Origin of the sequence: Kribbella albertanoniae (genome assembly GCF_004348455.1) — a bacterium.
GTDB classification, from domain to species: Bacteria; Actinomycetota; Actinomycetes; order Propionibacteriales; family Kribbellaceae; genus Kribbella; species Kribbella albertanoniae.
On sequence record NZ_SMKA01000080.1, the window covers coordinates 1 to 19,121 of the forward strand.

At 67.8% G+C, this 19,121-nt stretch carries 20 protein-coding genes and 1 pseudogene; 9 read left to right on the forward strand and 12 right to left on the reverse strand.

Translation table 11 applies throughout. The annotated features are described in order from the left end of the window. A partial coding sequence (locus E1261_RS18835; RefSeq protein ID WP_132408191.1) for a hypothetical protein occupies nucleotides 1-797 on the reverse strand: 797 nt, incomplete at its 3' end. A 199-nt stretch (nucleotides 798-996) separates the two neighbouring features. Here E1261_RS18835 and E1261_RS18840 point away from each other — a divergent pair. From E1261_RS18840 to E1261_RS18855, 4 genes are all read left to right on the forward strand, one after another. After that, nucleotides 997-1,743: a methyltransferase family protein gene (locus tag E1261_RS18840; protein WP_132408192.1), complete on the forward strand. Its 747-nt coding sequence runs from the start codon at nucleotides 997-999 to the stop codon at nucleotides 1,741-1,743. Between the two features lie 148 nt (nucleotides 1,744-1,891). After that, nucleotides 1,892-2,917, forward strand: a complete 1,026-nt coding sequence (locus E1261_RS18845) for a DUF1707 domain-containing protein (protein WP_165952560.1) — start codon at nucleotides 1,892-1,894, stop codon at nucleotides 2,915-2,917. Between the two features lie 9 nt (nucleotides 2,918-2,926). Next, nucleotides 2,927-3,472 carry a GNAT family N-acetyltransferase gene (locus tag E1261_RS18850; RefSeq protein WP_132408194.1) on the forward strand — a complete coding sequence of 182 codons (546 nt, stop codon included), beginning with the start codon at nucleotides 2,927-2,929 and terminating at the stop codon, nucleotides 3,470-3,472. Then, nucleotides 3,469-4,110 carry a cupin domain-containing protein gene (locus E1261_RS18855; protein ID WP_132408195.1) on the forward strand — a complete coding sequence of 214 codons (642 nt, stop codon included), beginning with the start codon at nucleotides 3,469-3,471 and terminating at the stop codon, nucleotides 4,108-4,110. The genes E1261_RS18850 and E1261_RS18855 overlap by 4 nt, the downstream gene beginning before the upstream one ends. Here E1261_RS18855 and E1261_RS18860 read toward each other — a convergent pair. The 7 genes and pseudogenes from E1261_RS18860 to E1261_RS18875 all read right to left on the reverse strand — a co-directional run bounded on the left by E1261_RS18860 (nucleotide 4,089) and on the right by E1261_RS18875 (nucleotide 9,084). Continuing rightward, entirely contained in the window at nucleotides 4,089-5,981 is a 1,893-nt protein-coding gene (locus tag E1261_RS18860) for an HPr family phosphocarrier protein (protein WP_338033935.1), read from the reverse strand. The two genes, E1261_RS18855 and E1261_RS18860, sit on opposite strands and share 22 nt — an antisense overlap. Nucleotides 5,982-6,035: 54 nt before the next feature. Further along, nucleotides 6,036-6,446, reverse strand: a pseudogene (gene dhaM, locus E1261_RS47035) (dihydroxyacetone kinase phosphoryl donor subunit DhaM); the annotation flags it as partial. Beyond that, on the reverse strand, nucleotides 6,443-7,060 hold the full coding sequence (gene dhaL / locus E1261_RS18865; RefSeq protein ID WP_132408197.1) for a dihydroxyacetone kinase subunit DhaL: 618 nt from the start codon (nucleotides 7,058-7,060) through the stop codon (nucleotides 6,443-6,445). The gene dhaL and the pseudogene dhaM, both read right to left, overlap by 4 nt. Further along, entirely contained in the window at nucleotides 7,057-8,061 is a 1,005-nt protein-coding gene (gene dhaK, locus E1261_RS18870) for a dihydroxyacetone kinase subunit DhaK (protein WP_132408198.1), read from the reverse strand. The genes dhaL and dhaK overlap by 4 nt, the downstream gene beginning before the upstream one ends. 39 nt (nucleotides 8,062-8,100) lie before the next feature. Then, nucleotides 8,101-8,277 carry a hypothetical protein gene (locus E1261_RS45340; protein WP_165952561.1) on the reverse strand — a complete coding sequence of 59 codons (177 nt, stop codon included), beginning with the start codon at nucleotides 8,275-8,277 and terminating at the stop codon, nucleotides 8,101-8,103. Next, a complete protein-coding gene (locus tag E1261_RS46890) occupies nucleotides 8,274-8,408 on the reverse strand; it encodes a hypothetical protein (RefSeq protein ID WP_272948588.1) in 135 nt (44 codons plus the stop codon). Before E1261_RS46890 ends, E1261_RS45340 begins: the two co-directional genes overlap by 4 nt. A gap of 115 nt (nucleotides 8,409-8,523) precedes the next feature. Beyond that, nucleotides 8,524-9,084, reverse strand: a complete 561-nt coding sequence (locus E1261_RS18875; RefSeq protein WP_132408199.1) for an RNA polymerase sigma factor — start codon at nucleotides 9,082-9,084, stop codon at nucleotides 8,524-8,526. A gap of 58 nt (nucleotides 9,085-9,142) precedes the next feature. Here E1261_RS18875 and E1261_RS46425 point away from each other — a divergent pair, with 58 nt between their 5' ends. Both E1261_RS46425 and E1261_RS18885 read left to right on the forward strand, forming a co-directional pair. Continuing rightward, a complete protein-coding gene (locus tag E1261_RS46425; RefSeq protein WP_238176297.1) occupies nucleotides 9,143-10,897 on the forward strand; it encodes a serine/threonine-protein kinase in 1,755 nt (584 codons plus the stop codon). 206 nt (nucleotides 10,898-11,103) lie between these two features. Beyond that, nucleotides 11,104-11,961, forward strand: coding sequence for an alpha/beta fold hydrolase (locus tag E1261_RS18885; RefSeq protein WP_132408200.1), 858 nt, complete (start codon nucleotides 11,104-11,106; stop codon nucleotides 11,959-11,961). On the opposite strand, the gene E1261_RS18890 is transcribed toward E1261_RS18885, so the two are convergent. From E1261_RS18890 to E1261_RS18900, 4 genes are all read right to left on the reverse strand, one after another. Further along, complete coding sequence (locus E1261_RS18890; RefSeq protein ID WP_132408201.1) at nucleotides 11,958-12,689, reverse strand: hypothetical protein; 732 nt, start codon at nucleotides 12,687-12,689, stop codon at nucleotides 11,958-11,960. The two genes, E1261_RS18885 and E1261_RS18890, sit on opposite strands and share 4 nt — an antisense overlap. Nucleotides 12,690-12,804: 115 nt before the next feature. Then, entirely contained in the window at nucleotides 12,805-13,512 is a 708-nt protein-coding gene (locus E1261_RS18895) for a hypothetical protein (RefSeq protein ID WP_132408202.1), read from the reverse strand. An 85-nt stretch (nucleotides 13,513-13,597) separates the two neighbouring features. Further along, entirely contained in the window at nucleotides 13,598-13,741 is a 144-nt protein-coding gene (locus tag E1261_RS45345) for a hypothetical protein (protein ID WP_165952562.1), read from the reverse strand. Between the two features lie 304 nt (nucleotides 13,742-14,045). Continuing rightward, on the reverse strand, nucleotides 14,046-15,503 hold the full coding sequence (locus E1261_RS18900; protein ID WP_132408203.1) for a family 43 glycosylhydrolase: 1,458 nt from the start codon (nucleotides 15,501-15,503) through the stop codon (nucleotides 14,046-14,048). A 140-nt stretch (nucleotides 15,504-15,643) separates the two neighbouring features. Between E1261_RS18900 and E1261_RS18905 the strand changes: the two genes are divergently transcribed. The 3 genes from E1261_RS18905 to E1261_RS45985 all read left to right on the forward strand — a co-directional run bounded on the left by E1261_RS18905 (nucleotide 15,644) and on the right by E1261_RS45985 (nucleotide 19,075). Then, a complete protein-coding gene (locus E1261_RS18905; RefSeq protein WP_132408204.1) occupies nucleotides 15,644-15,868 on the forward strand; it encodes a hypothetical protein in 225 nt (74 codons plus the stop codon). A gap of 69 nt (nucleotides 15,869-15,937) precedes the next feature. After that, nucleotides 15,938-18,577, forward strand: coding sequence for a patatin-like phospholipase domain-containing protein (locus E1261_RS18910; RefSeq protein ID WP_132408205.1), 2,640 nt, complete (start codon nucleotides 15,938-15,940; stop codon nucleotides 18,575-18,577). A 264-nt stretch (nucleotides 18,578-18,841) separates the two neighbouring features. Beyond that, on the forward strand, nucleotides 18,842-19,075 hold the full coding sequence (locus tag E1261_RS45985; RefSeq protein ID WP_202874825.1) for a hypothetical protein: 234 nt from the start codon (nucleotides 18,842-18,844) through the stop codon (nucleotides 19,073-19,075). Nucleotides 19,076-19,121: the final 46 nt, after the last annotated feature.

The following is a 19,121-nucleotide window of genomic DNA, read 5'->3' on the forward strand; positions in this document are numbered from 1 at the left end:
GGTGGGGGGTTGGTGCGCTGGTATTCGCGGGCTTGGGCGAGGAGTTCGTTGGTGAAGGCGGTGTCGGGCATGATGCCGACTGCTTCTGCGCGGCGGGCTTGAACGGGGCGCTTGTCGCCTTGGCACAGCAGGGCGTCGGCGATCTCGTCGATCTTCGCTTTGTGTCGGCGGACCGCCGCTGAGGACGCCTTGATGACGCAGGTTTTGGTGCCGTGCTCGTCGGAGCGGCCGACCCAGACGCCGCGCTCGTTGGTCTTCTCGGCAGCCTCGGCCTTGGCCAGGTCGGGGTCGGCGTGCATCTTCGCGGCTTTGATGATCTTGGCCAGCCGGGTCGGCGAGATCGTGTCCAGCAAATGCGCGACGCGCTTGTCGACGTACAGCGCAGCTTCCAGGGACAGCTTCTCGCAGTCGCGGGCGAGGTTGCGCGCCTTCCAGGCCGTGACCTTCTCCGCCTGCACCCGGGCCCAGACGAACGGGAACCGGGCCCGCAAGGCCAGTGCGTTCGCGAGATAGTCGCGTGCCACTCCCGGCGAGACCCCCACGACCGCGCCGTACTCGGAGACACAGAACTCCATGATCGGTGGGCAGCCGTCCCCGCCGAGCACCACCGCACGCTCGCGGCCATCGCTCACGCGACGGCCTGGACGATCCGGACAGACGTCGGGATGGAAACGGTCGGCGTACACGACAGCATGAACGAGGGAGCGTGCGGCCGACCGGGATTCGGCCGCACGTTCCTCGGCGGCGGACTCCAGCAAGTCGGCCGTCGAAAGCGTTGACAAGTCTTCCTCGAACATGTGTTCGACTATAGTCACGAAACGATAACGAGGCAAATCGCCTTTACAGGCAAGAGAAATCGAGGAAGTTGCCGCTCCACCGGGGCAGCGATGCGGAGTTTGACGGCCGTTCGCACCGAATCGACGGTGACCTTTACGCCGCGCTGAGCCCGACACTCCTTAGGCGCCCCGCATCGAGCCGTTGCGTGAAAATGTCCAGGTGGGGACTACAGCGCTGGAGCTCGCCGTTCTGGCGCATCTGCAACACGCCGACCTGATCTGCGCACAGCTAGCCCGCCGGACCGGAGCGTCGGAGAACGCCGTACAGCGCCTTCTCGACGAACTAGTGTCCAACGGGCTGGTTTCCGCGCTGCCGGACGAGCAGGAACCGACCAGCCATCACCTGACGCAGCGTGGAGCCGCGCGGCTGATGCGGCTGCGTGGTTTCTCCGAGCAGCAGGCTGCGGACGACTGGGAGCAGGCAGCTTCCGCCCGGGAGGAGGAGGCACCGCGTCCAGGGAGGGTGAGGTGGGAATGGGCGGGCGCCGAGGCAGACGCGCGTGCAGCGAACACCGCCAAGCGGGCAGGGCGGGAGCATGCGGTACTGCGGGAGCTGGAGTACGACGGCAGAACCGAGGCTGAGCTGGCGTTGCGGACCCAGACGTCAGTCGGGACGATCCGGCCGGCTCTGGAGGCACTGGTCGCCTGGGACTGCGTGAGCCGCCGGCCGAAGGATGACCTTCCGGACACCTACTTCCTCACGGCGGCCGGTCGGAGCCGGCTGCAGTTCGTCCGCAGTCTCCTTGCCACGCCGGACGGTGCAGCGGGCAAGCTGGCCTTCGTTGCGCTCCAGCAGTTGCCGCCTCCGTCACCCCCGCCGCCCGTGCGTCCGCCGCGCCCGATGGACAAGGTTCCGACGACGCCGGTGTGGCAACGGCTCCGGTCATGGGTGCGGCGCGGCCGGTGAGATGAGGTGCCGAGCCGGCCCACCTTCTCCGGCGGACTGCTGCTTTTGGCATTCGGGTAAGGCAGCCCCGGACCCTCGTCCTGCGAGAGGATGAGGGTCTGGGGCTATTGAGGGGGTACGGGTGGGGAACTCGGCGCTGGAGTTTGCGGTGTTGGCGCATTTGGAGGGGGCGGAGCTCGTTCAGGGGGAGCTGGCTCGGCGGTCTGGGGTGTCTGAGACCGCTGTGCAGTCGGTGCTCGATCCGTTGGTTGCGCGGGGGTTTGTGGCTCGCCAGCCGCAGGGGGCTGAGCCGGCGACCTTCCGGTTGACGATGACTGGTGTGAAGCGGCTGAAGAACCATCGTGGGTACTCCGAGGCTCGGGCCGTGCAGGAGTGGCGCGGTCAGCCGCGCGAAGAGCCGCAGGTGCCGGAGAAGGAACCGCTGTTCACCTGGACCTGGGCGGGGGAGACGCCGCCGCCACGGCCGGGCAATCCGGCGCTGGAGCAGGCGTTGGTCGAGCAGTTGGAGCACACTGCGCTGACGCAGGACGAGCTGGTACGGCGAACCGGTGCGCCGGCGAACGACGTACGGGCGGCGCTCGACAAGCTGATCGCGGAAACCTTCGTGGCCCGCCTGGAACAGGACGGCGTGGCGACCGAGTACGAGCTGACCGAAGGCGGGGTCGGGCGGCTGAAGCTGGTCCGGGAGTTCGCCGAGTCGCCGATGACCGCCATGGGGAAGGTGCTGGGCGCGGCGGCCACGCAGGCAGTACAGGGACGCCGCCAACCGGTCGCCAAGGTCCGCTCGAGGCAGCGGCTGAGTGACAGCGAGCGGGCGGCGTGTTCCACTACGCTGGCTGAGCAGTTCGGGTTCGGGCGGATCGACATCACGGAGCTGCAGCGCCGGACCGACCTGCTGTACGCCGCGACCACGCGCCGCGATCTCGACGCAGTCTTTGAAGGCCTGCCGACCCCGTCGCTCGACCAGGAGCCGAAGGGGAAGCCCGCACCAGGGTGGCGGTCCGGGGCGGCAGGCTGCACGTCCATCGTGTCGGTGTTCTTCGGGCTGATGGGTTTGGCGCTGATCAGCGGCCACGACGACGTAGATGATGTCGTGTTCGGCTTGCTGCTTGTCGGCGGAGCGGTGGTGTGGAACTACCTGGTCTGGTCCTGGGCTCGCCGCCGGGTGAATTAGCCTGGGGGCGTGGAGCCTGTGTTGCGGTTGGCGGTGCGGGAGGACAGCGCTGCGGTGGCGGAGCTGGGACGTGCGTCGGTGCTGGAGCTGTTTCCGGCGTTCCATGACGCGGTCGAGACAGCCAGTGCGGCGAAGCACATCACCACGCTGGACCCCGCGCTGATCGACGACGGCACGTACTACGTGCATGAGGTCAACGGGGAGATCGTGGCGTGCGGTGGCTGGAGCCGGCGTAACAAGCTGTTCAACGCCAGTACGGCGGGCGCCGACGAGCGACTGCTGGATCCGGCGACCGAGCCGGCTCGCATCCGCGCGATGTTCGTCCGCAGCGACTGGACACGCAGGGGACTGGCCCGGGCGATCCTGACCGCGTGCACCGAGGCAGCGCGTGCGGAGGGCTTCACCAAGCTGGCTCTGATGGCGACGCTGCCCGGAGTGCCGCTCTACAAGGCGTTCGGGTTCGTCGAAGTGGCGCCTGCCGAGCTACCGATGCCGGACGGCGTCGTACTGGCAGGCGTAGCCATGGAACGACCAATCGAGGAGAACACTCAATGACCGCAGGCACGACCGCCACCGCCCCCGACGGCACCGAGGTTGTCCTCGGTGAGATCGGGACCCGCGTGCTGCTGAAGAACTCCCGTGTCCGCGTCTGGGAGGTCGCACTGGCGCCGGGGGAGGCGCAGGGCTGGCACCTGCACCACAACCCGTACGTCGTGCTCTGCCTGTCCACCTCCCCGTGTCACATGGACTGGCTCGACGGGAGCCCGGCGCGCGAGCTGAGCGAGACGGTGGGCGGTTCGGTCTACCGGCCGGTGTCTCCGGTCCACATGCTCACCAACGACGGCGACGCGCCGTACCTGAACCGGCTGATCGAGCTGCTGGACCTGGGTGAGGAAGCGTCCGGCGAGCCGTACACCGCGGCCGACACCGCCGAGGCCGGGGTTGGCGAGCTCCCGGCGAAGGTGGTCGTCGACGAGGACGACGTACGGGTGCAGCACGTGACTCCGGACGCAGGGGAGTCCTACACCTGGCGCACCGGCGCGTACCCGGCGCTGGTGGTCGACCTGGACCTGGCGAACCCGGACGTGACCTACCTGGAGCCTGGCGAGAGCTACACGCTCCCCGCCAAGCCACAGCGCACGTCCGGCTTCAACCTGGTCGAGCTCCGCTACTACAGCAGCGCGCGCACCTGATCGCCATCACGCGCAGCCAGCACTGCGGCGGTGTCGATCAGTCTGAGATCGGCCTCTCGCAGTCTGGCCTTCACCAACGGCACCTGCGGAGCGATAGCACTCAACTCATGCACACCTAGAGCAGCGAGGATGACGGCGGCCTGTGGGTTGCTGGCCAGGTCACCACACACTCCCACCGGTACGCCGGCGTTGCGGACGACGTGATCGACCAGCTGCAGCACGGCCGGGTCCAGCCCGTCCGCCAGCGCAGCCACGGCCGGATTCGTCCGGTCGGTCGCGGTGACGTACTGCGTGAGGTCGTTTGTACCGATGCTGACGAAGTCCAGGTCCGCGGTCAGCGTGGCAACACGCAGGGCGGCCGCGGGCACCTCGATCATGATGCCGACCTTCAGGCCGTCCGGGCGCGGTCCGAGTTCGTCCAGTGCCCAGGCGACCTCGTCGGCGGTGGTGACCATCGGGAACATCACGTGCACGGGCATCTCGGCCGCGATCTGCCGGACCGCCTCGAGCTGGTCGCGGAGCAACTCCGGCCGGCGCCGGAAGGCTCGCAACCCGCGCTCACCGAGGAACGGATTGGCCTCCTCGTCCAGCGGCAGGAACGGCAGCGGCTTGTCGCCGCCGACGTCCCAGGTGCGGATCGTGATCGGCTTGCCCGGCAGGGCCGCGGCGATCGCGCGGAACGCCTCGACCTGCTCGGCGACGGTCGGCGCCGTCCGGCGCTCGCCGAACAGCAGCTCGGTCCGCACCAGCCCGGATCCGTCCGCGCCCCGCACCGAGAGCGCATCCTGCACCGTTCCGATGTTCACCAGCACCGCAACCGTGCGGCCGTCAATCGTCGTGGCCGGCAACTGTGCCTCCGCGGCCGCTCGCTCCTGCTCGGCCTCGCGCTCGGCGATCGTCGCCCGGACCCGTGCCACATCAGGCTCGATCTCGAACGAGCCCTTGCGGGCATCGAACGCAATCACCGCGCCGGCTGGCACGGCCACGTCGCCGATCCCCGTGATCAGCGGGATCCCGCGCGACCGACCCACGATCACGCCGTGCCCAGTGGTCCCGGCCGCCCGAATCGCAACGCCCGCGAACCGCCGTCCGTCCAGCGTTGCCGCCGTCGCCGCATCCAATTCCGGTACGACGAGGATGGCCGGCTGCTCGGTCTCGACCTGGATCGGGCTGTCCTCCGTGGTGCCCGTCAGATGCCGCAGCACCCGGTCACGCACCGCCCGAACGTCCTGTGCACGCTCCCGTTGGTACGCATCGTGCAGTGCCTCGAACCGCTCTGCGAGCCGGTCGAACACCAACTGCCAGACATTCACCGCCGAAGCCCCGCGGTCCAGGACCTCGCGAATCTCCTTCAGCTGCTGCGGATCGGTCAGGAGTGCGAGCTGTGCCTCGAAGATCCCGCCGAGATCCGGACTCGCGTCGCGCAGTCTCCGCAGCTCGTCGGCGACCGTCTCGACCGCTGCTGCCAAGCGCGCAGACTCGTTGTCACCGGCAACATAGCGACTGATGTCGACAGGGTCTCCGGCCAGCACGGCCGGACCGAAGGCGACGTCCAGTCCGGAACCACCGTTGTCGCCCTCCACCGGCGCGCCCAGGCGTGCGGGGAAGCGGGCTGGCTCGTCGTCGCCGAAGTTCTCCGTGGCCAGGTCGTTGATCGCGGCCAGCGCCTCGTCCGCCTCCGGGCCGTCGGCGGCGAACCGCAGCAGGTTCCCACGGATCGCGTTCAGCGTCGCCACCATACTGAGACTGCCGGCGTCGACCGGCCCATGACCGGTGTCCAGATTCGTCACCGTCACCCGAGCGTCGTAGCCGTTCACCAGCCCGACGAGCCGTGCCGCCGGGCGCGCATGCAGCCCGTGCTTGTTGCTCACGACAACTTCAATGCCTTGCCCGGACTCGACCGCAGCGGCCGGCTCCGGAGTGGGGCCGGAACCGAGGTGTTCCTGCTTCCCCAGCAACCCACGCTCAGCCTCAGCAGCAACCGCATCCAGCGACGCGCCGGTCGACGCCGTGACGACTGCCGCCACCAACCCCTCAACCAGCGGAGCGCTCGTCAACCGGGCCCGCGCAGCCACCTCGGGATCGACAAACTCCAGTGCCAGCTCAGCGCTCAGCACCGCACTCCCCAGATCCACCAGCACCAGTACGCCGTCCGCCGAATCCGCCGCCGCTATCGCTTCGGAGACCGCCACCGCGTCCGTGCCGAACGTCTTCTCGTCCAACCCAGCCGCCACCGCGATCACCGGTCGGTTGTCGGCGGCAACCATCTCGGCCGCCAGCCCGACGGCCGCGGTCGCCAGTGCGTGGCTGTGGGAAACCACCACGATGCCGATCATGCGAGCGTCCGTGCAGCCGACTCGAGCAACAGCGTCGTCGAGGTCGCACCTGGATCCTGGTGACCGACACTCCGCTCACCCAGGTAGCTAGCCCGGCCCTTCCGAGCCTCCAGCGGCACGGTCGCATCCCGCCCCTTCGCCGACGCCTCCGCGGCAGCCTTCAGCGCGGCCCCGAGATCACCGCTGCCCGCGACGGCAGCGTCGTACGCATCGAGAGCAGGAGCCCAGGCGTCATACATGGTCTTGTCCCCCAGTTCGGCCTTGCCACGCGCCAGTACGCCGTCAACTCCGGCCCGCAGGCCTGTGCCGATCGATTCCGGCGTCAACGAGAGCCCCGCGAGCGCCGTACCGAAACGCAAGAAGAACGTTCCGTACAACGGCCCGCTGGCTCCGCCGACCTTGCTGACCAGCGTCATCCCGGCCTTCTTCAGCAACTCGTCGACCGAGTCGAACGAGGTCTCGTCCAGTACGGCGACCACGGCCGCGAACCCACGGTCCATATTGGCCCCGTGATCCGCATCCCCGATCGCCGAATCCAGCTCAGTCAGGTACGCCGCATTCTCGTGCAGCACCTTCGCCGAATCACGCAACCAGTCGGTGAACTTGTCGATCATGCGCCCCACCGTAGACCGGGAGTGTTAACAGGGGCGTCCCACAGCCGGACCAGCTCGTCGTCGACCTTCAGCAGGGTGACCGAGCAGCCGGCCATCTCCAGCGAGGTGATGTAGTTGCCGACCAGCGAGCGCGCGACGGTGATACCCGCGCGGTCCAGCAGTTGAGCCACCTCGTTGTACATCAGGTAGAGCTCGAGCAACGGCGTACCGCCAAGGCCGTTGACGAAAGCAATGACCGAATCGCCTTGTGTATAAGGAAGATCGGACAGCACCGGGTCAACGAGAAGAGATGCGACCTCGCGAGCCGGTGCCAGCGGCAACCGTTGCCGGCCGGGCTCGCCGTGGATGCCGATCCCGAGCTCCATCTCGTTCTCGGCCAGGTCGAAGGTCGGCTTGCCCGCGGCCGGGACCGTGCACGACGTCAGCGCCATCCCCATGCTGCGGCCGTTGTCGTTGACCCGCTGCGCGAGATCGGCGACCTCCTGCAGCGAGCGTCCCTCCTCGGCTGCCGCGCCGACGATCTTCTCCAGCAGCACGGTCACGCCGACGCCCCGGCGACCGGCCGTGTAGAGGCTGTCCTGGACGGCCACGTCGTCGTTCGTCACCACCGACAGCACCTCGGTACCGGCATCGGCCGCGGCCAGCTCGGCAGCCATCTCGAAGTTCATCACGTCGCCGGTGTAGTTCTTCACGATGTGCAGTACGCCGGCGCCCGCGTCGACCGCCTTCGTCGCCGCCATCATCTGGTCCGGCACCGGCGAGGTGAACACCTCACCCGCACACGCCGCATCCAGCATCCCCAGCCCGACGAACCCGCCGTGCAGCGGCTCGTGCCCGGATCCACCCCCGGAGATCAGCCCGACCTTCCCCGGTCGCGGCGCCTCCTTGCGATAGACGATCCGGTTCTCGTGATCCACCCGCAAGCGGTCCGGATGCGCTGCCGCCATACCGGCCAGCGCTTCACTCACAACATCGGCAGGGTCGTTGATGAGCTTCTTCATGCCCCCATCTGAGCACAGGACCACGAGGAACGGGAGCCCTCATCGGGGCGTCCGGACCCGCTGCACCACCTTGACCCCGGGGGCACCGCACCAGCAGGTGTAGTTGAGCTCGTGGATCACCTCGCCGTCGAGAGCGACCCAGCGCGTCAGTCCCGTCACCATGCTCAGAGGCAGCAGACTGCGCCGGTCGCACACCGAGCACACGATCACGATCATCCGCGCCCCCATCGGTAGGTGCGTTCCAGGTGCAGTCGCACGACCTGCTCGTGTCTGCGCAGCACCTCGCGCACGTCGTCCAGCCACCATCGCCACCGCAGGGCGCGGCTCGCCCGGAGTTCGCCGTCCATTCGCCCACCGCCGCTTCCACTGACACGACTGTTTCAGTACGAACTGTACGACTGATCGCGGGAACGCAAAAGCCCCCGGTTTTCACCGGGGGCGTGAGCGGTCAGATCTGGAGGGTCAGTCCTTGGGACGCAGGAGCGGCCGGACGACCTCGCGGGCGTCATGGATCCGGGACTTGACCGTGCCCAGCGGGGCGCCGACCTCGGCGGCGATCTCCTCGTAGGAGAGGCCGTAGACGTCGCGGAGGACCAGCGGGGTGACCATCTGGGGGCGGCTGCGTTCGAGCGTCTCCAGGGCCTCCAGGAGGTCCAGGCGGGTGCCGGCGATGACGGAGGTCGTCCGGGGGTCGGGCTTCTCCATTGTCTCCGGGTTGTGCGCCGCCTGGGCGGTGCGCTTCAGCTTGCGGTAGGTCGAGCGGGCCGAGTTGGCCGCGACCGAGTGCACCCAGGTCGAGAAGCTGCTGCGGCCCGAGAACGAGTTGATCTTGGTGGCGATGTTGAGCAGAGCCTCCTGGGCCGCGTCCTCGGCGTCCGCCGAATAGGGCAGGACGCTGCGGCAGATCCGCAGGACGCGCGGGTGGACCAGCCGGAGCAGGTCGTCCATCGCGTTCTTGTCGCCCGCCTGGGCCTGCTCGGCCAGCTTGGCGAGGTCGTCGGTCGGGCTGGTGCTCTCGCTCATCTGCGCCTTTACTGTCTCGGCCCCGGTCAGGGACTCTCCGTACTACATAATGCCTTGTATGGGGGTCCCAACCAGACTAGGCCGTTACGTCGTGCGCCGACGCCTGGGCTCAGGCGGTTTCGCTACGGTATGGCTTGCTCACGATGAGCAACTGGACGCCGAGGTGGCGATCAAGGTGCTCGCCGACAACTGGGGGCACGACGACACCGTCCGCCGCCGGTTCCTCGAGGAGGGCCGGTTCCTGCGCCGGGTCGAGTCCGAGCACGTCGTCCAGGTCCACGATGTGGGCGAGCTGGAGGACGGCCGACCGTTCCTGGTCCTCACCTACGCCGACCGCGGCACGCTCGCCGATCGGCTGAAGAAGGAGCCGCTGCCGCTCGCGGTGGCCGTCGACGTCGTCGTACAGGTCGGCCGTGGGCTCCAGGCGCTGCACCGGCGCGGCCTGCTGCACCGTGACGTGAAGCCGGCGAACGTGCTGTTCCGCAGCACCGACGACGGTGAGCGTGCGGTCCTGTCCGACCTCGGCCTCGGCAAGTCCCTCGATGAGGTGTCGAGGATCACGCTGCCTGGCGGCACCCCGTCGTACGTCGCTCCCGAGCAGGCGATGGGTGAGCGCCTCGACCAGCGCGCCGATCAGTATTCGCTGGGCGCCGTCGCGTACGCCGCCCTCACCGGCCGCTCGCCACACCAGGTGGACGGTCTGGGTGCCGCGGGCCGGGTGACTACCCCGCCGCCCCCGAGTTCCCTCGGGTTCGCACTGCCGGAGCAGATCGACGCCGCGATCGTGCGTGCGCTCGACCCGGACCGGACCAAGCGCTGGCCGGACGTGCCGACGTTCACCCGTGAGCTTGTCGGCGGGCTCAACGAGACCACCCACGGCTTCGTCGCGAAGACCCGCGCAACCATCACGATCGGCGAGGCGTCGTCCGATGAGGGCGAGGTCACTGCTCTCAGCGACGCGAACCAGCCGACCATCGTCAAGTCCGGCGAAACGGTCGCGGCCGACGATGAGACCGCAGCCAACCCCACTGCAGCCCTGGCGACTACGGCTCCCGAGGAGACCGGCAAGAAGCGGCCGAAGTCCAAGAAAGCCCAACCTCCCGAAGCCAAGGCCGCCGAGACTTCAGCACCAGAATCGGTCTCCGCCTCGGCCGAAACGGTCGGGTTCAAGGCGTCTGCTGGAAGCGCGACGGTGAAGTCCGGTACGCCGGGCTCCTCCGCGACTGTCGATGCCGCAGCGTTCGGCATCTCCGGCGAGACCACGGCTCCCGCGAAACCCCGGAAGCGACGACGCGGCCGCTGGGTGATCGCCGCCGTACTGGCCCTGCTGGTCGGCGGTGGCGCCGGCTTCTTCGGCCAGCGGTACCTGTCCGCCAACCAGTTGGTCGGCGTCAGCTACAGCAGTTTCGCGCTCGAGGTCCCACGCGGCTGGCTGCAGTCGGTCGCCGAGGAGCCGTGGCTGCCACCGGGCGCCAAGACACAGTCACCGGCGGTCCGGATCAGTAAGAACGGCGACTGGGGATCGAGCGCGGGCATATTCGTCGGCGCGGCCGGGGTCAAGGCCCAGCAGTTCAAGCTCAGCACCGACGACAACTTCCAGTGCGAGATCAAGGAAGAGCCGACTCCGTGGGGTCAGGGCGACACTGCGTACAGCGAGCAGGTCTGGCAGAACTGCGGTCCGGGCAGGGGTATGCTCCTCCAACGAGTCGTGGTGACGGGGACCAACGACTCGATGCTCATCCAGGTTCTGATACCGGGTGACGACCGCGATCTGGCCCGCAAAATCGCCAGTTCGGTCAGGTTCACCGGCTGATCGGGCCACAGGGGGGATGAGCGCCTGCCCCTGTCGCTCGACCTGTCTGAGGAAACCCCTGTGCGTGTCACCACGGAACGGCTCCGTCCGTCCCCTGCCTTGATCCAGTCCACCCGCCGCCGCTTCTACCGGCTGCGCTCCAGCATCTTCCGCACCATCTGGCCGGTCGACTGCTGACCCCTCGGCCCGGTGGGTACCGGGCCTAGATGTTCGAAGGGTTCGACGAGTTCGACGTACCCGTCTCCGGCGCGACCATCCACGGCCGCCGGGGCGGGCACGGTCCCGCTGTCCTGCTCCTGCACGGGTTTCCGCAGTCCCTCGTGATGTGGCACCGGGTTGCCCCGGAGTTGGCGCGCGAGTTCACGGTGGTCGCCACGGATCTGGGTGGCTTCGGAGACAGCACCTCTTCGGGCGAGCACTCGATGCGGGCGCTGGCCCGGCAACAGGTCGCGGTGATGCAGACCTTCGGGTACGACGAGTTCGCGGTCGTCGGCCACGATCGTGGCGCGCGGTGTGCCTACCGGATGGCGCTCGACGATCCGGCGGTCGTCACGCGGCTCGCCGTACTGGACGTCGTACCGACCGGGGACGCGTTCGAGCGTGCTGACAAGGAGTTCGCGCTGGGCTATTGGGTCTGGTCGTTCTTGGCAGCGCCGGCGCCGATTCCGGAGACGCTGATCGGGCGGGCACCTGAGGTGTTCGTCAACCATCTGCTCGACAGATGGTCGGCGGGCGACGCGTTCCCGCCGGAGGTGCGGGCGGAGTACCTCCGGCATTTCGAGGATCCGGAGACGGTGCACGCGATCTGCGAGGAGTACCGCGCCGCGGCGACGATCGACGACGCCCTCGACCGGGAAGATCGCGGCGTACGGCGGATCAGTTGCCCCGTGCTCGCGGTGTGGGATCCGGCGGGGGCGGTCGCCGAGTGGTACGACGACCCGGTCGCGCTGTGGCGCCGATGGGCAGACGACGTCACCGGCGCCACCATGGCCGCCGGCCACTTCATGGCCGAGGAAGCCCCAGCCGAGACGCTGAACTGCCTGCTGCCGTTCCTGCGCGCTTAGGACGGGGCGAGCGGGGTGTCGCGTCGTACGACGCTCTCCGAGGCGTGGTCCAGGATGTCGCGCAACGCCGCGGCATCCTGCGGAAGCCCGGTGACGGCGATTTCTACCATGACGTCACCACTCTCGTCCGCGACCCAGCGGATGAAGCCGTAGCGCAAGATCGGATTCGGCGACAGCGCGCGCCCCGGCACGTGCTTGTAGGTCAGGGTGGCCGTGTCGCCGTCGTCGACCTGGGAGAGGATCGTGACGTGCTGGTTCTTGGGTAGTTCGAGCAGTTTCTTGGCCCGGATCGCCATCGAGACAGCCGGCGGCCGAGTCAGCGGGAAGCCGCTTTCGACTCGCACCCAGCGCTTGCCGATGGGCTCGTTGAAGCGCGCGTTGTTCGGCGGGTCCTGGGCGATGTAGCCCCAGTTGTCGGGGAGATCCAGAGTCATCTCGGACTGCAGCGTGCCCTTGACCGTGAAGGTCTGAGATTGGTAGCTCAGCTCGTTCACCCGCAGTGGCTTGCTGTTGTCCGGGATCGGAATGCGTGGATCCGTCGGGTCCGGTGTGGAGCTCGGGCCCTGGGGTGTCACGGCCTTGATCTGGCCGAGTGGCATAGCTTTGCCGGTGGCTGAGGTTGAGCGGTCGAGAGCCGTCAGCCAGCCCACGCCGTAGCCGCCGGCGCCGCCGACGGCGATCATCGCCACCAGTCCGGACGCCAGCAGTGCAGTCCCCCGACGTGCCATCCAGCCCCACCTCCCCAGAAACCCGTCTACTGGAGAAGACCGCGGACTCCGGCTCAAGGTTGCATCAGCCGCGTAACAATTCCGTGAAACTCCACCAGTGCCAACTGAGATTGTCTCAGTCCTGCGGCGTGACCGATGCGGCCGCCTCCTCGGCGATCCGATCGAGGGCCTTCTGGTCCTGCGGCAGTCCGGTGACGGACATCTCGACGTTCGCGCCGTCCTGGCCGGGGGTGTTGACGTACTGCACGATCACCGGCCGGGTCCAGTCCTTCGGAATGTAGGAGTACCTCAGCACCGACACCCGCCGCGACTGGCCGTCCGTGCCGGTGATGCTGTCATCGGACTGCCCCAGCAGCTTCAAGGTGTTCTCGTACGAGACGTTGGCCTTCAGCCCGGGGATCAACTGGTCCCGCTTCTGCTTCGGGGACAGCTTGATCGGGTAGACGGTCGCCAGCCGGATCCATCGCACGCCTCTCGGATCGGTGACGTTGATCTCGCCCTTGTTGGTCACCGACTCCTTCCACCCGATCGGCACCCGCATCCGCAACCGGACCGACGGCTGGTCCGGCATCTCGACGTCGTACGTCTGCCAATGGAACTTCAGATCATCAGCGAAGAGAGCCTCGTACCCGTTCGGCTTCGGCGTCTTCTGCGGCAGCGGCGCCGTACTCGGCGAAGCCGTTACTCCGCCCAAGGGAGCAGGCACTCCGGACGCCACCGGGTACGGCGGTTTGGTCAGCTCGCCGGCGTAGTAGCCCCCGCCGATGCCAAGCACGGCCGCGAGCAGCAACCCGCCAACCAGTACCACCCGCTTCGCCCGCACCGAGCCATCTTCTCAGGCACCCCACCCACCAAACCAAACCGACGCATCCAGGGGTGTCGCCCCAAGGCCAGTTGGCTGAGGCTCGTCAACGCGGCATCACGGTGCCGCCGTCGCAACGTCGGGACGTGATCGCCGGGGCGCGGCCACCTTGAGCACCAATCAGCCACGTGATGCCCGCCGAAACGGTCGAGCTGTGCTCAAGGTCGCCCGACCAGCGCACCTTGAGCACCCATCAACCACCTTCCGGGCGCGCACGTGGCTGACCCGTGCTCAACGTCGTACCGGATCGCGCGGAAGCCCCCACCCATCTGGATTCCAAGGGCGCGTGTTGTACGACGGCGCTGGGGAGCGCTACCCCACCGAATCGGGTGGTAGGAGTCCCCAGCCTCGTGGACGACGGGATCGCGCGCCGCTCGGCGGCTGGCGGACCGCCACCACCGTCTAACCTCGTGCGGCTCCTGGGCTTTCACGCTCAGCGCCGCCTCCCGAAAGGCTCGGGCGGTGGGTTGGACGGTGGTGCAGGTCCGCTTTGGTCAGTAGACCTCGATGCGGTCGAGGCTGATGATCGAGCTGCCGGAGGAGGGGTTCTTGTCGCCGGTGACTCGGATTTTGAGGGTGTGCTCGCCTGCCGGGAGGTTCGGGCTGAGGTAGGTGAGGTGTTCGCCTACTCGGATGGAGCTGTAGTAGTCGACGCGTTGTTCGGGGCCGCCGTCGATGGAGATGGCGGCGATGCCGTTGCCGGAGTCGATGACGCTGAGCAGGGCGACTCGGGTGCCGGAGAAGCGGATGGTGGCGGTGGCGTTCGTTTCTCCGGTCCAGTGGTCGTCGCTCCAGAAGCACTGGTTGCCGCAGCCGGATCCGGAGCTCCAGTTACCGGCGTACTCGACCTGGTTGAGGCCGGTGCCGGTCTGAGTGTCGTTGATCCAGTAGTTGGCCGAGCCGGGGTCGCCGGAGGGCAGGGTCTGGGTGGCTCCGGCGGCGAGCGGGCTGCCGAGGTTCGGCGTACCGTCGGCGTTCCAGCTGATCTTCTGCGCGCGGGAGGTGCGGAAGGCGTAGGTGTAGGTGCTGGTGTTCTTGCCGTGGTACGCGATCCAGTCCTCCTTGCCGTCCGGCGACTTGAAGAACGAGTGGTGGCCGGGGCCCCAGACGCCGGTGGAGTCGTTGCGGGAGAAGATCGGGCCGGGGTGCTGCTTCCAGTTCGCGGCGACCATCGGGTCCGCGTTGTTGGCCAGGCTCTTCATCCACAGCTGGTAGTCCGGCTTCCCGGTGTCGCAGCTCGAGTACGTCAGGAAGAGGCGGTCCTTGCCGTACAACGGGGTCGGCCCCTCGCGGACCTCGCTGCAGCCACCGTCGGCCGGGATCGCCACGCGCTGACCGGTAGACGTCCACGGGTTGCTCATCCGCACGATGTACAGCTGCGCCGGTCCGCCCTGACCACGGCCGGGTCCGGTCCAGACGAAGTACTGCCGGCCGTTGACGGTGATCGGCTCACCGTCGATCGCGTACTCACCGAAGTCGGCGATCTTCGCCTTGAACGTGTACGGGCCGAGCGGGTCGTCGTTCGCGGACTCGAGCACATACATGCGGTGGTTGGAGTCCACGCCGTCGGAGGCGGTGTAGTAGATGTACCAACGGCTCCCCACATGCCGGAACGCCGGCGCCCACATCTGCGTGTTGCGGCTGGGGTCGCTGTCGCGGAAGACCACCTTCTCGGGCTGGACCAGCAGCGTCGCGAGGCTGTCCGACGACCAGATGCCGATCCGGTCGCCGCGGGTGGTCGCGACGTAGTACTTGCCGTTGTAGAACATCAGCGACGGATCTGCGGACGGGTTCACCGGGTTCCGGAAGGTCTGGGACATCGCCACGTGCTCCTGTACGTCGGCGGCCGGTGCTTCGGTGGCACGGACTTCGACTGCTGGTGCCGTGCTCGCGACGCTGCCGATCAGGGCGGCGGCGAGCAACGTGGTGAGGATGGGGCGGACGAACCTCATGGCAAGACCTCTTCCGAGCCGCTGTGCCAACGTTGTAGAGACACTTTCTATCGGCACGTGTACGACGTTGTAAACAGTTCACACCACGATCGAACAGTCGACCCCGGAACCACAGCCCGGGAGCGGGCGTCTCAGCTCGCATGAAGCTCAAGGTGCGGGTCGTGCACTACCGGGAGGACTCCTGGTACGCCGACATCGACGACGCCGACGATCGCCAGCCCGACGATCCCTACTGGTACGCCGACGGGTGCCGCACGCAGGCGGAGGCCATCCGGCTCGCGTGCGCCCAGCTCGCCGTACTGGATCAGGCCGTTGCCGCGGGCACACGTCTGAACCGGATCAGTGCGTTGCTGAGCGCTGCGTAGCCGGATCGATACCTCCGGATACTGAGTGAGCCCTGGTAGCGAGCGGTGACGCGGCGTCATCATGGAGCGATGTTGGGGGAATCAGCAGGTACCAAGGGTGAGGCCACGATCGAGCAGATCGGCCGGCGCAGAACCTTCACCAGAACGCTGCAGCTGGCGATCGTGCTGGCCGTCGTGCAGTGGCCGATGCGGCACGCGGTCCAGGCCGGCGCTGACTGTGACATCCCGGGCCGGCTGTCGTTGCTGGTCGACGGCACGTTCATCACGGCCTACGTCTACGCGGCCTACCGGGGCTACAAGTACGTCCGGTTCCTGAATCGCCAGCGCTGGCAGGCCGTCGCGGCCGTCGGTGCGTGGCTCGTCTTCGTCGCCGCGATCCTGGACGTCGTCGAGGACGTCAAGCTGTGGTCGGACTTCGGTGCCGGTGCCTGCTCGGACCTGATAGCCGGCTGGCTCACCACTGTGATGCACGGGATCTTCGTGGTCGGCTGGCTGATCCTCGCGCTCTGCTATTTCGCGACCAGCCGTTTCGGTCAGCAGAAGCTGCACGGTGTCGAGCTTGAGCCGCCGGCCACGTTCTCCCCGAGCCTGGACGGTGGACCCGATCACGGCAAGCTGGTGATCACCTGCTCGGGTGGCGGCATCCGGTCCGCATCCTTCTGCCTCGGCGCACTGCAACACCTGCGCGAAGAAGGCTTCTACGACAAGGCATCCACCGTCATCGGGGTCAGCGGTGGCGGCTACACCGCGGCCGCCTTCCACGTCCTTCGCCGTGCCGTCCCGGACCCGTTCGCCCAAGGCTCGCCCGAACTCGCCCGCCTCCGCCGCCAGACGCGCTACCTCCTGCAAGGCGGCCGCGCGGTCTTCCTGGCCGGGCTGTCCGTCCTGTTCGGACTCATCGTCAACCTGCTGCTGATCGGCATCGTGCTGCGTTCGGTCGCGTGGGTGCTCGGCTGGTTCCTCGGCAACCAAGGGGTGATCAGGGACGTCAACACCGAGATCCAGGTGACCTGGCGACCGGACGGCTCCTGGAGCTTCCTCGCGCTGGCGGGAGGCCTGATCGCGATCAGTGCCGCCGTCTTCGTGATCGAGAAGGTCTGGGACCGCTGGGCGCGGATGCCTGACGTGGTCCGCACGGTGCTGAATTCGGTCAGCAGCGTCTCCCTCCGGTACGGCGTCCCGGTCGCGGTGCTGCTCCTCGGCGTACCAGGCGGGCTCTACCTGGTCGGCCAACTCCCCGGCGACACCGGATTGCCGTCCGAGCTGCTGGCGCTGGTCGATCCGACCAAGCAGGGTGTCGCGTCGTTCAGCGCGTTGGTCGTCGTACTGATCGGTCTCGGCCGCTCGGTGTGGAACGGATTGGCGACCGAAGGCAAGGAATCGTCCAGGCTCCGGGATCGGTTGCTCGCGTTCGCGCGGACCAAGCTCGCGCCCTGGGCCGGTACGGCGATCATCGTGCTCGCGGCAACGATCGCGCTGCTGCGCTGGACCGGTGGCTACGCGACCGAGAAGGACTTCGCGAGGGACTGGAGCGTCGCGGTGATCCTGGCTACAGTTGCCCTAGGCATCAAAGTGTTCACCGACGCGAACCGCACCTCCCTGCACTCGTTCTACCGCGAACGCCTGTCCCGCGCGTTCCTGGTGGAACGCAAGCCCAACGGCTCCGCTGCTGCAATCGACTACTACAAACGCCTCCGCTACTCCGAATGGGCCAAGCCTGACCAGGGAGGACCGCGGCTGGTGATTGCGGGCGTGGCGAACGTCGAGGATGCGGATTTCGTGCCGACGCAGCGGGACTGTGTGCCGTTCGTGTTCGACTCGGACTGCATCGGCATCATCGGCGACCGGTCGCTCCCGGACGGCGGTCGGCGCCGGACCGACGACTACGAGCGGGAGGCGGACGTCCTGCTGCGCGAGGTGACCGTGCCGGCCGCGATGGCGATGAGTGGGGCCGCGCTCAGTCCGCTGACCGGGCGCGTGAACGGGCGGACCCGTCCGATCCGGCTGCTGCTCGCCGTACTGAATGCGCGCCTCGGCGTCTGGCTGCCCAACCCGTACTGGAACAACCACGTCGACGACGCGTTCCCGCCGGTCACGGGTTTCTTCCCCAAGCTCAGCCGGTACGTCGGCAGCATCATCGACAAGCCTGGTCCGTATCGCCTGCTGCGGGAGGCGGTCGGGTCGCCGTCGATGTACGACCGGCGGATCTACGTCACCGACGGAGGTCACTACGACAACCTCGGTCTGGTCGAGGCGCTCCGCCGCAAGCCGGCCCAGGTGATCGTGATCGATGCGTCGAACGATGCCGAGGACCGGTTCAGCGCACTGGCCGAGGCGATCGCGACCGCCCGGATGGATCACGGCATCGAGATCGACATCGACCCGTCGCCGATGATCCGCGGTGCCAAGGAGCGCGCGGACCGGGCCTGGGTCTACGGCATCGCGACGCATCCGAAGACCGAGGACGAGGTCGAGAACAACGAAGATCCGTACCGGACGGAGATCTTCTTCGTGAAGGCGGTGCTCGCGGGTCACCTCGACTGGGACCTCGAGGTGTACGCCAAGCGGCACACGGACTTCCCGCGGCGGGCGACCAGCGACCAGTTCTACGACGAGTGGGACTTCGAGGCCTACCGCTCACTCGGCTTCGCCCTGGCCGAATCGCTGACCGGCCATCACCGCGTCAAGGAACGCCTGAACGCGCCCTAGGCAACGGACTGTTACTGAACCGGTTGTCCCTGTTGATAACCCCACAGCCTGTGGATAAAGCAACAACCGATTCTGCGGGTGCACGTGCAGTCCGGGGAGTGAGCGATCGCTTGCCGTGCCGCGATCCTGGTGATCTGATGTGTGGCTGTGCCGGAAAACTTTACGAAGATTTGGTCGTGACGTTCGGCGCGCCGGGTCGTTGATCAGTCAGACAGTTTGGATCAACGGCACAGATTTGCCTGGGGAATCTGGGAAGGACCGCCCGTGTACCGATTCAATCCGCCACCCGATTGGCCCGAGCTGCCCACTGACAGCTGGCGCCCGCCGCCAGGCTGGGAGCCGGATCCCGAGTGGCCGGCCGCCCCGGAGGACTGGGGTTTCTGGCTCGGTTGGACCGGCCGACCGGCCAGCGGTCCGATCGGTGCCTTCGGATCCGTCGACGCAGGCCGCCTCGAGCTGGCCGCCGTGGATTCGTCGCTCGTCCTGATGCACGCCTGAGTCTTCTAAGTCGGCTCCCGTCTTCCCCCGAGGCGACGGGAGCCGA

Coding starts and splice junctions, on each gene's coding strand:
- E1261_RS18855 (WP_132408195.1), top strand. CDS start 3,469: ATGACCGCAGGCACGACCGCCACCGCCCCCGACGGCACCGAGGTTGTC.
- dhaL (WP_132408197.1), bottom strand. CDS start 7,060: ATGATCGACAAGTTCACCGACTGGTTGCGTGATTCGGCGAAGGTGCTG.
- dhaK (WP_132408198.1), bottom strand. CDS start 8,061: ATGAAGAAGCTCATCAACGACCCTGCCGATGTTGTGAGTGAAGCGCTG.
- E1261_RS45340 (WP_165952561.1), bottom strand. CDS start 8,277: ATGATCGTGATCGTGTGCTCGGTGTGCGACCGGCGCAGTCTGCTGCCT.
- E1261_RS46890 (WP_272948588.1), bottom strand. CDS start 8,408: ATGGACGGCGAACTCCGGGCGAGCCGCGCCCTGCGGTGGCGATGGTGG.
- E1261_RS18875 (WP_132408199.1), bottom strand. CDS start 9,084: ATGAGCGAGAGCACCAGCCCGACCGACGACCTCGCCAAGCTGGCCGAG.
- E1261_RS46425 (WP_238176297.1), top strand. CDS start 9,143: ATGGGGGTCCCAACCAGACTAGGCCGTTACGTCGTGCGCCGACGCCTG.
- E1261_RS18885 (WP_132408200.1), top strand. CDS start 11,104: ATGTTCGAAGGGTTCGACGAGTTCGACGTACCCGTCTCCGGCGCGACC.
- E1261_RS18890 (WP_132408201.1), bottom strand. CDS start 12,689: ATGGCACGTCGGGGGACTGCACTGCTGGCGTCCGGACTGGTGGCGATG.
- E1261_RS18900 (WP_132408203.1), bottom strand. CDS start 15,503: ATGAGGTTCGTCCGCCCCATCCTCACCACGTTGCTCGCCGCCGCCCTG.
- E1261_RS18905 (WP_132408204.1), top strand. CDS start 15,644: ATGAAGCTCAAGGTGCGGGTCGTGCACTACCGGGAGGACTCCTGGTAC.
- E1261_RS18910 (WP_132408205.1), top strand. CDS start 15,938: ATGTTGGGGGAATCAGCAGGTACCAAGGGTGAGGCCACGATCGAGCAG.